This is a genomic window from Acholeplasma laidlawii PG-8A (genome assembly GCF_000018785.1).
Classification (GTDB): Bacteria; Bacillota_I; Bacilli_A; order Acholeplasmatales; family Acholeplasmataceae; genus Acholeplasma; species Acholeplasma laidlawii.
The window spans coordinates 345,626-362,292 of the sequence record NC_010163.1 but is presented as its reverse complement, the minus strand read 5'-3'; the positions used below and the strand labels follow the sequence as shown (position 1 = coordinate 362,292).

The window sequence follows — 16,667 nt, the reverse complement described above, 5'->3', positions numbered from 1 at the left end:
GACTTGTTTTAGGTTCTTTTAGCTCTTAACATATCAAATGGTTCAACTTTAAACGGAATATAGACTTGTATTTTTTCTCTTGCACGTGCTGCTCTTGTAATCACTTCTTGATTGGAGTTCATCATTGAAGTATTTAAGAAGGTCTTTGATGCGTGTTTAGGAGAAAATACTTCTAAGTCTTCTAAGACAAAGACGTTTTTGGTTTCAACAGTTGCATATTTAGTTTCTTCGTTATAGTCAAGAATTAACCCAACAAAGTTTTGCATCACACGTTCACTACGTTTTTCATAAAGTTGTTGATCTTTAGTAGGTAGTCCATAAAAGAAACCATGAGATGTTTCTCTATTTTCAGCATTTTTCAGCATTTCTTCATAAAGTTCATAGTTTTTGATTGCACCAGTTTCAGTATATTCATCAATAATACGACGATACGTATTTACTACTGTTGCAATATAATGTAGTGATTTCATGCGGCCTTCAATTTTTAATGATGAAACACCAATATCCATAAGTCTAGTAATTTCTTTAACCGCACTTAAATCTTTTGAACCCATGCTAAATGGAATATCTGCTTCTATTTCTCCATTCTTTTGTAGTTCAAAGAACCAGCGGCATGTGTGTGCACATCCACCACGGTTTGCATCTCTATTGGTTAAGTGGTTAGAAAGTGAACAGCGTCCACTGTAACCTGCACACATACCACCATGGATAAATACTTCGATTTCAGCGTCTACATGTTTAGTAATGTGTTCAATGTCGTTTAAATCAATATCACGTCCTAAAACAACCCTTGTAGCACCTTTATTGTACCAATAGTTTACTGTTGGGACGTTTAATGCTGATTGTTGAGTAGAAATATGCACTTCTAGGTTTGTATGTTTTAAAGCGGTATTAATAATTAAAGGACTTGCTGCAATAATTGCATCTACTTTAGCTTCTTCTAATATTTTTAAATATTCAATTAAGCCTTCTTTATCTTTTTGATGTGGTATCACGTTTGTTGTAACATACACTTTTTTGCCACGATCATGTGCGAACTTACAACCTTCAATTAGATCTTCTTTTGTAAAGTTTGATGCATTGGCACGTAAACTAAATTGTTTACCTCCAATAAATACAGCATCTGCGCCATATATAATAGCAATCTTTAGTTTATCTAAATCTCCAGCTGGAGCGAGTAGTTCAGTCATTTTTCTCTCCCTTAATTGTAGACTCATCAAATAAGAATCCATCATGTAGTGTTTGTTTATAATCGGTGATAAGTTGTAAGTCAAAGTCGTTATTTTTATACATTGGGATTAATTTATAAGCATAATCATCATCCATAAATAATGTATCCACAATAAAATAATCAACAACAGTCTTTAGGGGTTCAATCACTTTGAAACTATTAAAGACTGTACCACGAAATACATGCGTACCTGCATCGTCTTCTAATACAGGATATGCTTCGTTAAGTCTTCGTTCTTCTGTAAGTGTTAGTGTTTTATCATCATGCAAGTAATTATCCAAACCTCTATGGTCATTAAATGTTTTTAGCATCGGTCTTTTTGAGTAGAACATGGACATGTGACCATGTCCAAAGTAAAACATCTTATATTTTTTTAGTTGACCAATTTCTAAAATGTCTTCTAAAGTAATTTCTTTAGAAACAAATGCGCCCATAATACCTTCACTTGATAGATCATTAAAATCCTCATCATTTGTTAGTAAGGTTTCAGGGTTATAGATAAATTTATGTTCTATATTTAAAGTTTTAAAAGTATCAATTAAACCTAAGTCTGCACCCATAAAACCAGTGATTTTATCCACAGGTAAACTTAAAATATATGGTTTAATGGAATCTAGTTCTTTATCGGTAAATACTCTATTTAATAAAACAAAAACTTCTTTTTTTGCTTCATAAATCTTTTCAATAAGGTTTATAGTATCACTACCAAAGTCACTAGTAAGTGTTTTGGCATATTTAGCATCACCTAAAATGATACCATCAGCTACTTTGAGTAAATCATCTAACTTATTCTTATCATGTAAATTTGTAAGTATTTTCATATGTATGCCTCTTCATTCTATAGTTACATTATAGAATTTATACCAACTTCAAGTCAAAGGAAGTTATAATCCAAAAGAAAAAAAGGTAATAAAAACATATTATTACCTTTAACTACATTTCTTATTTATTTTTGATCGCATCAATTGGTTTTTTAGATGCTGTTTTTAAGACTGGTAATGCACTGGATAGATAGCCTATAACAATACTAATTAAGGTAACTAATATGATTTGTCTGATGCCAACATCAAATAGTGTGGTACCTAGATTTAGATTATATATCATAGAATCATTCAAGAGTTTTGTTATAATAACAGTCCCAATCACACCTAATACCGCATTCATAATAGAAATCATCAGTGTTTCTTTTGAGAAAATGCCTAAGACATCTCTACTACTTGCACCAATTGCACGTAAGATGCCAATTTCTTGTTTACTATGGCTCACACTAGAACTAATAAAGGTAAACATCAAGAGTGCTGCAAATCCTGCAAGTATGACAGCTGTCCAGAAAAAGAATTGTTGCATACCATATACAGTTTCACTAAGCATAATCATGTAATCAATATTTTCATCTTGTAAGGATACCTTATATAACAAACCTTTATTCATACTTTGTTGAACCATCTTATTAAAATCTTCACGCTTCATATCTTTAGTGCTTACTAGAATAAAGTTATAGATTATTTCACCTTCAATATATAATTCGTCATAAAGTTCATTACTTACATGGTATGCATAAACATTATCCTCATCACTAGTAAATCCTACAACACGAAGTCCTATAATTGGGTAGTTTGTGTAATAATCTTTGAAAAAATCAACTTGAAAACTAGGCGCTTCACTTGTTGATAGATAGAATTCAACCACAGCATTGAATGCTTTAGTATATCTTTCTGCATCAGATATGTATCCATATAATTCATAACCAATGATAGCAATTCTATCCTCGTCAGGAATATCATCTACTGTCTCATACATCGGAAAGTGTTCTGCTAATAATAAATTTAGTTCATCATAGTAGGTTTCTACTAGAAAATCCACGATGATTGTATTATACTGATAATCACCTAAATCTCGATGTATCATGTTACCCAAATGATATTCATTAATTACAATATCATTCTCACCTAAATTCAATGGATCTACACTATCAAAGTATTTAATAGTTTCGGCATCTACATCCGTTATTTTAGCTACCGTGCTAAATTGATGCATCCGTTCATTTTCTAAATAAAAAACTGCCTCTACACGAGAATTCTTAACGTGTCTAAGACTTTCATAGTAACCTTCACCAAATATAAATAGTCCCAGTGTTCCTTCTCTTAATCGATTTACATACTTATAGTAATTTTGAGGTGTATCAACACCTTGATTCCAACCAGATACTTTAAGTTCCTCATAGACTGATAAATCATCTTTGTAGTCTATAATACCTACAATCTTCATATTTCTTTCATTAAAATACAGCATCTCGCCAATGAGATCGTCCATCTCATTAATATCTTTAACACTATCTTCTTTATTAAAACCGTAATACGCTACACTTTGATAAAAGTGCATTGGTACAACAACTTCATTCAAGTTTTGTGGTAATCTACCAGTGACTTCAAAGTTTGTACCTAGAAGTGTTTCATTATCAATTTCAATGAAGCTTGTATAATAATATGCATCATAAAAACTAGGTTTATTCCAATCATATTTAATGTATGCATCCAAACTAAGACTTAGTGGATATACGGGTATAAGTATGGAGTTACTATATAAATCTGAAGCACTTTGAAAAACTTCCTCATCTAAATTCACTTCAGTATAGTAATACCAACTACTATCACCACCACGTTTATAGTTTTTAAGCATCAAATAGTTATAGTTATTTTTTTCAAATACTTCATAGGATTTATCTTCTGCATTAAAGTTTGATAGTGTATCTACACTACCAAACATAACTAAAGAAATGGTTGTAAGAAGTATTGTAAAAACCAGTCTTATTTTTTTATGTATTAAAGCATTTAAAGACATAGAAAGTGATGCTTTAAATGGTAGTTTGGATTTTACTAACTTAAATGGTTCACTACTTTGTTCTATATCTGATGTATCTGTTGTACTAAACCCACTATACGTTTGATCACTTATCTTCTTTATGTGTGTCGGTTTGGTTTGGTTTTGTAAGTACGCATTGATTACTTTTAAATCTTCTGCCGTTAATTGATATTTAGGTTCAATCGTAATGCCTTTATCCGTAAACTTAACTGGTTCATCACTTTGGCTTTCTTCTCCAGTATAAGTAATATCATAAGCAATCTTACCATCTACAAAATGCACAATTCTGTCTGCATATTTACGTGCAAACTCTAAATCATGAGAAATTACAATGACTAATCTGTCTTTAGATAATGATTTTAGAGTTTCAAGTAACTGAATACCGGTGTTACTATCTAGTGCACCAGTTGGTTCATCTGCCAAAATAATTTGAGGGTTTTTAACTAGTGCACGCGCAATGGCTACTCTTTGTTTTTGTCCACCAGATAATTCATTTGGACTACGATTGCCTAAACCTTCAATATCTAATTTTTTTAGTAAATCATTGACTGCTTCATCACTCACTTTTTGACCTTGCAGTGCAAGTGCTAAACCGATATTTTGAGCAACACTAAACTCTTCTAGAATATTATATTCTTGGAATATAAATCCAACCATCGTATTTCTATAGGAATCAAAATCCTTTTGTTTAAAATCTTGACTGGATTTTTGATTAATAATCATATCCCCAGTATCATAAGTGTCTAGTCCGCCAATTAAATTAAGGAGCGTTGATTTACCCGATCCGGATTTTCCTGTGACAAAAACCAGTCCAGTCTTACCAAAGACGACACTGACATTATCTAAAGCCTTAACGCTAACACCCTTTTTGGTAGCGTAGGTTTTTCCAATATTTCTTAGTTCTAACATATATACTTATCCTTATCATAAAAATGTTTTACCCTGAGTATTATTATACACAAAATCAAGATATACAAAAATGATTTAATAAAAAAACTTCACCTAATCAAGATGAAGTTTTTACGTATTAACCATTTTTTAAGTTAAGTCTTTTAATCATGAGTATTCTTGCAATATAGAAGTTTAGGACACCTAATCCAATTGAACATATTAATTGAATAATCAATATACCACTTAATGCAGTAAATACTTCTGTATTTTCTACATCAAGTAAATTTGGATTGATTAAAAGATTAATACCAAAATTAATTAAACTTAAGAATTGATTTGCCATATAGTATAAAATGAAATAAACAAATACATATAACCATTCGCGTTTGTTATAACTAAATCCAAAGGTTAATGCTGCATAAATAACTACAATGAAAACAAAGAACATGATTACCATCGATGAAATACTTAGTATTGTCATCCAAAACAGACCTTGATCAATACTCTGTAGACTAAATAATTCTTTTAGATTGATCACATCAATCCAAATAAGTAGTGCTGCTGCAACCAATATTGCAATTAAAAATAATGAAAAACCTGATAGTACTTTAGAAAGTAATATCTTACCCTTTGAAATGGGTAATGTGTGCGTAAAGTATGCTTCATCTTTTAAAATAGTGTTGTAGTATCTTTGAAATATAGCAAAGAAACTATACACTAAACCAATGATGATACCTGCGATACTCATAATAAATGCTGTATTATATAACGATCCCCAAATGATATTTGTATCACTAAAGGTTTTAAATATAGCTGCTAAAGCTGTGACAAATAAAGTAGCTAAAAACACCCATTTAAGTTGATTAAAAAAGTGAATAAGGTCCCATTTATATAATTTCTTCATCATATTTATAGACCTCCTTAAAATAAGCAGATAAAGTCAGATTGTGTCTAGATTCTAAATTTTTTGCAAGATCTGCCTCAATTATTTTTCCGTTTTTCAATAAAATAACGTAATCTAAATAAGATTCTATATCAGTAATTTGGTGTGTAGAGATTAAAACCGTGGAATCTTCCTTTTTATATTTTAAGACAATCTTCATGATTAAGTCTCTGGATGCTGGATCCATACCGTCTAGCGGTTCATCTAGTATATATAAATCTACTTTTCTACCGAGTGTAAGTGCAAGTTGTACCTTACCTCGTTGACCTTTTGATAATTGAGATAATCTTTTAGTTACAGGTACTTCAAACAATTTTAATATGTGCTTGGCATGTTCTTGATTAAAATCACTAAAGAAGTCTTTATACATCTTTATAACATCTAAAACAGTTTGACTCATATTAAGCGCACTACGCTCTGGTAAATACGCAATATTTGATTTATCTTCTATATTTAATTTGTGTCCCTTAAATATGATATGACCACTCGTGGGTTTAATGAGATCATTGATGAGTTTAATAATTGTTGTTTTACCACTACCATTTGGCCCTAGTAAACCAACAATTTGATTTTTTTCAACTTTAAATGATGCACCATCTAAAACGAGTAAGTTATCATATGCCTTAGTTAGATAGATTGCTTCTAACATACTTCATCCTCCTTATACTATTTTCATGAAAAGTATACTATGTTTATTTTAGCATAGAACACATAAAAATTCAGGTAAGTGTATGTATGTTTTACACATGAATCATAACTTAACAAGATAAAAGTCTATCGACAGCGATAGACTTTTTAAAATAATCAATTTAAATGAATATAGTGTTTAGTATCCGTAATAAGTTTCAACTGCATCTTCATAACTTGGTCTTATAATATCCATTTGATCCCTCCAATTGCCATTTATGATGGCCAGGTTTGCAGCGGTATACCAACTATAATTAGAGGTTTTTAATATACCTAGACTGTTTATTGGATCTATAGTTATTTGATTATATATAGATAGATATGCTGAGACTGAAGCTTCATCATTCATTCTATTTTGTAAGAAAGTGCTTAGGTCATTTATTTGATCTTCTTTTGTTTTCCAAGTTTGAATTTCATTCCAGACTTTGAATGCGAGTTCCTGTTTATAAGCATTTTGACTAGTAGATACAGCATACACATCTTTATTACTTATCGCTGATTGATATGTTCCAAAATAATTATCACTACTTGGATAAGGCACATAACCTAAATCAAATGAAATATGCTTCCATCTATTTGAAGCATCTAAGAAAGATAACTCACCAGGATGTATCAGTACTTTACCAGATAACCATAAAGGAGAACCTGCATCATATCTTCCTGAGTTTTCAAATAATCCTTTTTTATGCAATTCATGAAGGAAACTATATGTTTCTCCAGCAATTGCATAGTGGAATTCAACCCTTTCGTTTCGATAGTTAATTAAGGAACTGCCATTTAAAGGAATTATGCTTTCAGCATATAAAGCACGATTACCACCTAGTACCTTATACTCTTTGCCTAAACTTTCTAAAGCTGTTTTAGCAGATGTTGCCCATGCTTCAAAGTTCGACCAAGTCCACCCGTTTTGATTAAATAGTTCAGCCGGGTTTTCAAGACCTAATGATCTCAATAAATCTAAATTGAAGAATAAACCTTTGTCTACAGTAGGTTCGTTTTCAGTAAATGTATAGATTCTGCCATTATACATACCTAAAATTTTGGAATTTTCAGAAATTTTTGAATCACCAGAAAACATTATATATCTGTCTACAGGATCGATTGCACCTGCTTTAACAAGTTCTACTGTCCAGTCAGAGTTAATTGATAATATATCAGCCATCAAAACCCCTGCAATAGCACTATTTTTAATACTATTTATACGGTCTCTACCATAAGCTGCTTGTTCGTGATATGCTTTAAATATAACCTTAACATTTAATCTTATTTCAACTTCTTTAATAACCTTTTGTCGCTCCATTTTATCAGGTGCTGTATAAAATGGATGAAATGGATCTACTTCATTTAATTTATCATGCATGATAACTATTTCTTCTGGTGCTGTTTCACTATATTTTGCATAAAGTGTAGCATCTGAAGTAAATATATGATCATGATAATAAATTTCAATAAATTCAGAATCTAGATACCAACTAACAAAATAATAATCTATTTTGGAAGTAACTGGTTCAACACTCAGTGGTTTACCTTTTGGTATTTGTATATTTTCTAATTCTAATCCACCATCTACTTCAAAAGAAATATGAATGATATCACTATATTCAGCAACAACTGTAAGATCAGATGTGATAATATCGGTTCCTATATCCCATCCAAAAAAGAGTTTCCCTGGATAGTTTTGAGGTAATATACTTGTTGTGAAAATAGAACCATGTTCAATAGACTCTGATCCAAGATAGGTTTGATCGTAGTCTAAAATAGTTACTTCATATATATTTATCTCATAAACGGCTTTAATTGTTACATTTGATGAAATCTTTTCATTGGTCTTATCCCATTTGACAAAATGATAACCTTCTTGATTATTTGGTACATCAGGTAATGCTGCTGTTGAATTGTAATCAACTTCAAGTTCTAATAAGATGTCACCATTATAGTCTATGTAAGTGACTTGATAGGTGTTAATTTCATAAATCGCATCAATACTAATGTCATGAGCGGGCATAAGTGTTGGTAGTTCTACACTCCATGATAAAAATGTATAACCTTCAATTTTAGGTGCTTCATACGCATGTTCTCCTAAAACTATCTGATTAAAAGGCACTGTAAAACTACTTAATAGTTCACCTTCATAATAATAATTGATATCATAGTTATTTATATTCCATTTTGCGTAAAGTACGATGTTTTTAGAAGGCATTGTATCACTTTCAAATAAAGTAGCTAAGTTACTTTCTAAATACCAACCATCAAAACTATACCCTTCTTTTTCAGGTGAAGGTAAATTTGTAATATCTGCACCAAAATCATTTGTAAGTGGATCGATTTCAATACCACCATCTACTTCAAATTCGATGTTGTATTGGTTAACAATCCATTTTGCGTATACCTTTGTGTTCGAAATGATTTGTTCATCATCTATAAGTTTATTCGTTAAACCGTTATCCAAATACCAGCCTTCAAAGGTATGTCCTTCCTTTTCTGGACTAGGTAGGTTTTCTATACCTAAAAATTCTATAGGTGAGATGTGATTCGCTCCATTAGATTCAAACTCTATCAATGGTTTGCCTATTTCACACGAAGTTAAAATAGGCATCAATAAAAACAGTAATATTAATTTTTTCATAACTTATCCCTTTTTAGTAATATGTATTATTATAACATAGTGAACTTGAATTATTAAATGGTACTAATAATAAAAAAAGCGATCCCCTGACTAAAGGCCAGGGGATCATTAAAGGGGATTTGTGTACTAAGTACACTAATAGGGGATAAGTAGCACCCAATAGTTTGGATGCATTTTCATTATATTCTTATTCTTTTTCTATGTAAAGTTTAATGCGTATTTATGTATTTAATAACACATTTATTCCGACATCTGTTCAATGTGTTTACACTTCGGAAAATTGCTGCAACCATAGAACTCACCATATCTAGATTTTCTAATAACTAGGTTTCCACCGCACAGTGGACATATTTTATCAGTTACAACCGGTTTTATTTTTTCCATATTTTGTTGAGCAGCTTCTAAAATCGGCATAAATTTATTGTAAAAATCTTTCAATAATTGAATATGATCAACTTTACCATCTGCAATTAAGTCAAGTTCTGATTCCATATTAGATGTATAATCAATTTTCATGATTTTATTAAAGTATTGATTCAAGGTATCTACTGTCAGCTTTCCTTGTTCTGTTGGAATAAATCGTTTTTCATCTACAATAACATAGTCGCGTGCTTTAATCGTTTTAATGATACTTGCATATGTAGATGGTCTACCAATACCGTTTGCTTCTAATGCTTTAATGAGTGATGCTTCATTAAAACGAGCAGGTGGTTGGGTTTGTTTTTCAATCTTTTCAACTAAATCAGCATTTAGTTTATCACCAATTTTATATTCAGGTAAGAATTTATCTTTTGATTTATCACCTGTTACTTTTAAGTGACCATCAAATACTTGAATACTTCCATCCATTGTATAAATATTGCCATTTGAATCTAGCGTAATTTTAGTATTGTTAAATACTGCAGGTGCCATAAGTGATCCTACTGCACGTTCATAAATTCTCTTATAAAGTTTAAATTGGTCTTTTGATAAGTATTGCTCTATTTTTTCTGGTGTTAAATGAATATCTGTAGGTCTGATTGCTTCGTGGGCATCCTGACTAGAGTCTTTATTATTTGTCTTATAAAAACCAACATATTCTTTTCCATAGTTTGTTTCAATGAATGCTTTTGCAGGATTTACAAACTCTTTAGATAAACGATTAGAGTCTGTTTTCATATACGTGATTAAACCGATAATTTGACCATTGATTTCAATACCTTGATAAAGTTCAGATGCAACTGACATCACACGGCTAGAGCTCATATATAGACTGTTTACGCCATCTTGAAGTAAGGTAGATGTCATGTAAGGTGGTTTAGCGTTTCTTTTTGTTTCTTTTTGAGTAATATCACTTACTAAAAATGGATTTGTTGATGTTTCAACAATTTTAGTAGCTTCTTCTAATCCAATACGTGTATCTTTTGGAATAACATAATCTGCTACATGGTCATTAAAATGTGCATGCATGGTGAAATATGTTTCAGGCACAAATTTTTCAATTTCACGTTCTAAGTCCACAATTAGTTTTAAAGCCACACTTTGAACACGACCAGCTGATCTGGATTTAATTTTGTCTCTTAAAAATGCAGATAGTTTAAAACCAATGATTCTGTCTAAAATACGTCTACTTTCTTGAGAGTTGACTAATCCTAAATCGATTTGACGTTTATGGTTGATTGCTTCCATAACTGCAGGTTTTGTGATTTCTTTAAAAACAATACGGTTATGTTCGTTTAAATCTAGACCTAACTCATCAGCGATATGCCAAGCGATAGCTTCTCCTTCGCGGTCCGGGTCGGTTGCAATTAAAACTTCTTTACCTTTTGTTTTTTTCTTTAAATCAGTAATCAGTTTACCTTTACCAGTAATGATTTTATAGGTAGGTTCAAAATTGTTATCTACATCTACACCTAAACCACCCTTACCAGAGGTTGCTAGGTCTCTAATATGACCTACCGATGATAAAACAGTTACTTCATCGTTGAAATAACTTGAGATAGTTTTTGATTTTGCAGGTGATTCTACAATAATTACTTTGTCTGACATAGATTGCCTCAATTCTTTAGTTTTATACCTTATCAATTATATAATTAAAATTCTTGATGTCAAGTATTCAATTTTCTTATATTTTATTCTATATAAATATATTATATAGAAGGTTTTTTTTACATTTTTTAGTCCATATAGAAAAACAAAACCATGATTTCACATGATTATTGTTTTAATAACTTAGCCACGGGCGCAAAAGTTTTACGGTGAATTGGTGATACACCATACAAATTTAGAGCCTCTAAATGTTTTCTTGTACCATAACCTTTATGGTCTTTAAATCCGTATTGAGGATAAACCTCATCATAATCCACCATCAATTTATCTCTAGTCACTTTAGCAATTATACTTGCTGCAGCAATCGATATAGATAGTTGGTCGCCATGTTTAATGGAGGTATAAGGTATACCTTTTATATCCATATGATCAGTTAATGCGTATTGTGGTTTAATCTTTAGTTTTGAAATAGCATCTTCCATTGCATGTCTTGCTGCTTCTAATATATTTATTTTATCAATCACTTCATGATTTACAACACTTACACCAATTGCAAGTGCATGTTGTTTAATGAGTTCAAATAAGGTTTCACGTTTTTTAGCTGATAAAGTTTTAGAATCATTAATGTCTTCATGATAAAAACCTTTTTCGAAAATTACAGCTGCAGCAACAACTGGACCAGCTAGTGGACCACGTCCAGCTTCATCTACACCACAAATATAGGTATACCCTTTATCATAAAGTGCTTTTTCAAATGCTAGATTGTCTATGGTCAAAGCTTAGTGCTCCTAAATTTCTATTTCTTATATCTGTTAATAATATCGTATATACTCTGTCATAATCAGTTTCGCCACCTTTAACAATAGCACCTCTTACTTTACCAATATGATCAAGTATTTCAACTTCATCTAAATCCTGAACATTTTCAATACCATAGCGTTCTTTTAAACGTATTGGATAATATTCTTTTAAGTAGTTAATTGCATAAATGACTACTTGATTCATTGGCAGCGTATCATCTTTAATCGCACCAGTAATGGCAAGCGCAAACCCTACAGTTTCATCTTCAAATTTTGGCCATAATACACCTGGTGTATCAAGGAGTTCGAAGTGTGGGTTGATTTTAATCCATTGTTGGGATTTAGTCACCCCTGGTTTATTTCCAACGTTTGTTGCCTTTTTAGATACTAACTTATTGATCAAGGTAGATTTACCAACATTTGGTATACCTAAAATCATTCCACGTACACGGTCAAACTTCATACCTTTATTTTTAGATCTTAATATCTTTTCTTCTAAGATTTCTTTACTTCTACTATAAATTTTATTTACATTGAAGCCATCATTACTATTAATAAGGAGGGTATAAAAACCTTGCGCTTCATAAAATTCTACCCATTTATCGACAGTTTTTCTATCAGCTAAATCGATTTTGTTGAACAATAAAAGTGTTGGTTTGTCACCAACAATTTTAAGAATCTCTGGATTCATACTACTAAACGGTAATCTTGCATCAACGAGCAAAAATACCATATCCATGAGTTTAATTTTTTCCTTGATTTCTCTCAAGGACTTGAACATATGTCCTGGAAACCATTGAACCTGTTTCATTATAATCCCAACTTTTCTAAAATTTCTCGTAAGCTTAACATATCAATTAAGACTTCACGCGCTTTGGTTCCTTGTGCAGGGGAGACAATACCATATTGTTCTAATAAGGTAGCTATTTTTTGTGCACGGTTAAAACCAATATTATATTCTTTTTGAATACCATTGATAGAACAACTATTTTCACTTACTACATATTCTGCAACTTGTGCGAATAGATCATCATCAATGGTATCTTTTGCTTGTACAATATGTCTTAAATCTTCATGTTTTAAGATATATTGTGGCGTTGTTTGTTGTCTGATAAAATCAATAACGGCATCAATTTCGTTATTTGAAATATAAGCACCTTGTAATCTAATTGGTCTTTCAGCTTCTTTTAAAAGCATATCGCCTCGACCAAGTAATTGCTCAGCCCCTGCACCATCTAAAATGGTTGTAGAGTCTGTAAAGCTTGCCACTCTAAATGCAATACGTGTAGGAATATTTGACTTTATCGTACCTCTAATGACATCGACTGTTGGTCTTTGTGTTGCTACAAGTAAGTGAATCCCTGCTGCACGTGCTTTTTGAGTGATACGTTGAATAGCATTTTCAACATCATGTGCAGCAACCATCATAAGGTCAGCTAACTCATCAATGACGATTAAAATTAAAGGCATTTTTTGTTCATCAATAAATCCCTTTTTAACATTCTCATTAAAACTACCTATATCTCTTGATCTTGTACCTGCAAATTTTTTATAGCGATCTTCCATTTCATCAACAACCCAGTTTAGTGCTGTTGCAGCCATTTTTGGATCTGTAATAACAGGCGTGATTAAATGAGGTAGATCATTATAAGGTGTAAGTTCTACCATTTTAGGGTCAATTAAAATTAGTTTTAAGTCCTCTGGTCTGTTCTTTAATAATAAAGAAATTAATATGGAGTTCACACAAACAGACTTACCAGATCCGGTACCACCAGCGATTAAACCGTGTGGCATTTTAGCGATATCTACATAAATGTTTGTACCATCAATATCTTCCCCTAAAGCTACTTTAAGTGGATGTTTATGATCTTCTAAAAATTCATCTGTATCTACAACATTACCAAAGGATACTATATCAGCAATCTTATTTGGTACTTCAATACCAACAAATGGTTTACCAGGAATTGGTGCTTCAATACGTAGTGTTTTAGCAGCTAAATTCATCATTAAGTTATCTTGAAGACTTGTAATACGTTTTACCGGAACACCAGGTTCTAGAGAAATCTCATGTCTTGTAACTGTTGGACCTTTTTTAGATTGAGCCACTTCACCTTCAACAGCGTGATCAATTAAGGTTTGATTAATACGTTCAACTTGTTCTACTAACCATTCAGGTTTATCATCTGCGCTTCTTTCTACTTTTTTAAGTAATGTTAATGGTGGCAGTTGATAATTACTAGTAGGTGTGTGTGCTCTAAATGCTTGTCTAACTTCCGTTTTCTTAGGTTCAACATATTTAGGGGGTGCTTGTTCTGGATAATCTTCACTAATTTCCTCACCAAAATTAGCTTTAATTTGAATTCCTTTACTTGGACGCTTAAATGTATCCACATCAAGACCACCAATTTCTGGTGTTGTCTCAATATGTTTACCACGCATCCAAGGTGGTAGTGTATTTTCAGGTGTTTCCACGTGATTCATTTTAATTGGTTGAATCTCTTCTTCAATTTTTGGTTCAAAGGCTACATCTTCTTTTACAGGTGCATCTTGGTTTTTATGTTTATAAGAATCTATACCGAAAATTTGTTTTCTAGTTTCTTTAGAAATAATACCATCTTTAAATTCATAATATTTATTACCAGTTTTTTGAATATTGGCATCATCATCCATTTTAGGTACAGTTCTAAAGGCGTCATATTTTTTTACCTTATCACCAATGACTCTGACAACAAACGGTACATGAATTTCATCTTTTACGTCACTACCAAAAAGCGGAGAGATAAATCCTTCCTTAACATATTTATGTTGTTTACGTATACCATCTATTTTAGGTATTTGAGGTATTGTAAACACTTCTTGATATACATCTTTTTGTCTCTTTTTACGCTTCAAGATTCTCTTCCCCCTTTAAATCTGCTTCAATGCCTTTATATAATTCTTCGATGCCCGAGTCTATTGTCTTATCTTGATTAAATACTTTCTTAGAGTATATTTTATACGTTTCCTCACCAGTTAGTGAAATTACTACTAAACCTAATTTAATCATAATGGCATGAGTTACATTATTTAACACTAATCTTCTAAACCAGTACACTGGGTTTACAACATTTAGTACCATCATAGACTGTTTAATAATTTCATTCACCTTTAACTTATTAGTCGCTTTAACTAGGAGATTATTATCAATTTTAGTTTTAGCTTCACTTAATGTAAATAATCTTCTTAAGGTAATACCTTTAAACATCTTTAAGATGGGTTTTTCTAATAACTCATTAAAACGATCCGCTACATACTTTAGTAGTACTAAGGATTCATCGAGTGATAGTTCTAAATATGGATATTTACTTTTAGGGTAAAACTTAGTAGCAATATCTGCACTTAATTCTAAAGCCACATTCATCAAATGCGGTCCATAACCCGCTTCAGTTCTTAATTTTTTATCTTTAAATGTTTTATGTGCATCTTCAATAAGCCATTGAATCTCTTTTTCATCAATGTCTTCTTCCTGCACTTTAGCACCTCTTAAACCTTTATTTAATGAGGCAATGACTGCTACAAGATACCATAAAGATAGTAAAATAACGCCAAATAAAACCCCTGAAAAAAAGGTAATGAGCCAGCCAATATTTAGTTCAATAAAACCCAAGTCCCATATCATAAGTTATTTATACCATCCTTTACATAAATTATACTATATTTATGCCATAATTGGGCTTATAAACTTGTAAGAAGCATTATTATATGCGATAATGGACTTTAACAAATGATGGAGGTTTCATAATGGAAAGACACTTAATTGCTATAGATTTAGACGGCACGTTATTAAATAATGATTCAAAAATACCTTTAAAGAATAAAGAAATGATACATAAACTCTTAGACAAAGGTCATATGGTAGTACTTGCAACAGGTAGACCATTTCATGCAACTATTGATATCTACAACGAACTTGATTTATCAACACCTGTAATAACTGATAATGGTGGTAACATTAGAGAACCTAAAAATCCTAAATTTCAAATTGTAACCGATGGTATAACAGTTGAAGTTGCACATAAATTATTTTTATATACTAAAGAACATCTTGTATCTGCATTTTATTCTTATGGTGATCATATCTATGCTTACAAATATTTAGATAGATTACATAATATATTTATGGGGAGTCAAAATGCTAAAATTATCCACGCAGAATTTGACCAACTACAACATACACCAACCGGTATGATTTACTTAGTTGAAAATGCATTTATGCAAAACTTTGAATCTTATATAAATAATGATTTAAAGGATGAAGTCGGTTTTAGATTATGGGGTAGTGATTCTAAACATGCAGTGTATGAAATCTACAAGACTGGTTCATCTAAATTATCAGCTATTCTATGGGTAGCAGATCATTTTGGAATTGATAAGAAAAACACTATAGCATTTGGTGATGGTCTAAATGATATTGAAATGATTCAAGGTGTAGCTCTTGGTCTTGCAATGCCAAATGGTACAGCAGAGTTAAAAGCTGTTGCAGATAAAATCCTAGATATAGACAATGATAATGCCGGTGTTGGCCACTTCTTAGAACAATACTTTAATCTATAAAATATA

At 31.5% G+C, this 16,667-nt stretch carries 12 protein-coding genes; 1 reads left to right on the top strand and 11 read right to left on the bottom strand.

Translation table 11 applies throughout. The features are described 5' to 3' along the window. Positions 1-8 precede the first annotated feature (8 nt). The 11 genes from ACL_RS01725 to ACL_RS01675 all read right to left on the bottom strand — a co-directional run bounded on the left by ACL_RS01725 (position 9) and on the right by ACL_RS01675 (position 15,726). Complete coding sequence (locus ACL_RS01725) at positions 9-1,190, bottom strand: peptidase U32 family protein (protein ID WP_012242298.1); 1,182 nt, start codon at positions 1,188-1,190, stop codon at positions 9-11. Continuing rightward, complete coding sequence (locus ACL_RS01720; RefSeq protein ID WP_012242297.1) at positions 1,183-2,052, bottom strand: U32 family peptidase; 870 nt, start codon at positions 2,050-2,052, stop codon at positions 1,183-1,185. The genes ACL_RS01725 and ACL_RS01720 overlap by 8 nt, the downstream gene beginning before the upstream one ends. 121 nt (positions 2,053-2,173) lie before the next feature. Next, positions 2,174-5,002, bottom strand: coding sequence for an ABC transporter ATP-binding protein/permease (locus ACL_RS07180; protein ID WP_012242296.1), 2,829 nt, complete (start codon positions 5,000-5,002; stop codon positions 2,174-2,176). Positions 5,003-5,120: 118 nt separating this feature from the next. Beyond that, positions 5,121-5,891, bottom strand: coding sequence for an ABC transporter permease (locus ACL_RS01710; RefSeq protein WP_012242295.1), 771 nt, complete (start codon positions 5,889-5,891; stop codon positions 5,121-5,123). Then, the gene (locus ACL_RS01705) at positions 5,872-6,576 is read right to left on the bottom strand and encodes an ABC transporter ATP-binding protein (protein ID WP_012242294.1); all 705 of its coding nucleotides are present in this window, start codon (positions 6,574-6,576) and stop codon (positions 5,872-5,874) included. The genes ACL_RS01710 and ACL_RS01705 overlap by 20 nt, the downstream gene beginning before the upstream one ends. A 177-nt stretch (positions 6,577-6,753) precedes the next feature. Beyond that, complete coding sequence (locus tag ACL_RS01700; protein WP_012242293.1) at positions 6,754-9,240, bottom strand: InlB B-repeat-containing protein; 2,487 nt, start codon at positions 9,238-9,240, stop codon at positions 6,754-6,756. Between the two features lie 240 nt (positions 9,241-9,480). After that, positions 9,481-11,268: a type I DNA topoisomerase gene (gene topA / locus ACL_RS01695; RefSeq protein ID WP_012242292.1), complete on the bottom strand. Its 1,788-nt coding sequence runs from the start codon at positions 11,266-11,268 to the stop codon at positions 9,481-9,483. Positions 11,269-11,435: 167 nt separating this feature from the next. Beyond that, complete coding sequence (locus tag ACL_RS01690; RefSeq protein ID WP_012242291.1) at positions 11,436-12,044, bottom strand: ribonuclease HII; 609 nt, start codon at positions 12,042-12,044, stop codon at positions 11,436-11,438. After that, positions 12,019-12,879 (bottom strand): ribosome biogenesis GTPase YlqF, encoded by an 861-nt coding sequence (gene ylqF, locus ACL_RS01685; RefSeq protein ID WP_012242290.1) that lies wholly within the window; start codon positions 12,877-12,879, stop codon positions 12,019-12,021. The genes ACL_RS01690 and ylqF overlap by 26 nt, the downstream gene beginning before the upstream one ends. Further along, on the bottom strand, positions 12,879-14,960 hold the full coding sequence (locus tag ACL_RS01680) for a DNA translocase FtsK (RefSeq protein ID WP_049751940.1): 2,082 nt from the start codon (positions 14,958-14,960) through the stop codon (positions 12,879-12,881). The genes ylqF and ACL_RS01680 overlap by 1 nt, the downstream gene beginning before the upstream one ends. Then, positions 14,950-15,726, bottom strand: a complete 777-nt coding sequence (locus ACL_RS01675) for a hypothetical protein (protein ID WP_012242288.1) — start codon at positions 15,724-15,726, stop codon at positions 14,950-14,952. Before ACL_RS01675 ends, ACL_RS01680 begins: the two co-directional genes overlap by 11 nt. Before the next feature lie 122 nt (positions 15,727-15,848). On the opposite strand from ACL_RS01675, the gene ACL_RS01670 reads away from it, so the two are divergent. Next, positions 15,849-16,661 carry an HAD family hydrolase gene (locus tag ACL_RS01670; RefSeq protein ID WP_012242287.1) on the top strand — a complete coding sequence of 271 codons (813 nt, stop codon included), beginning with the start codon at positions 15,849-15,851 and terminating at the stop codon, positions 16,659-16,661. Positions 16,662-16,667: the final 6 nt, after the last annotated feature.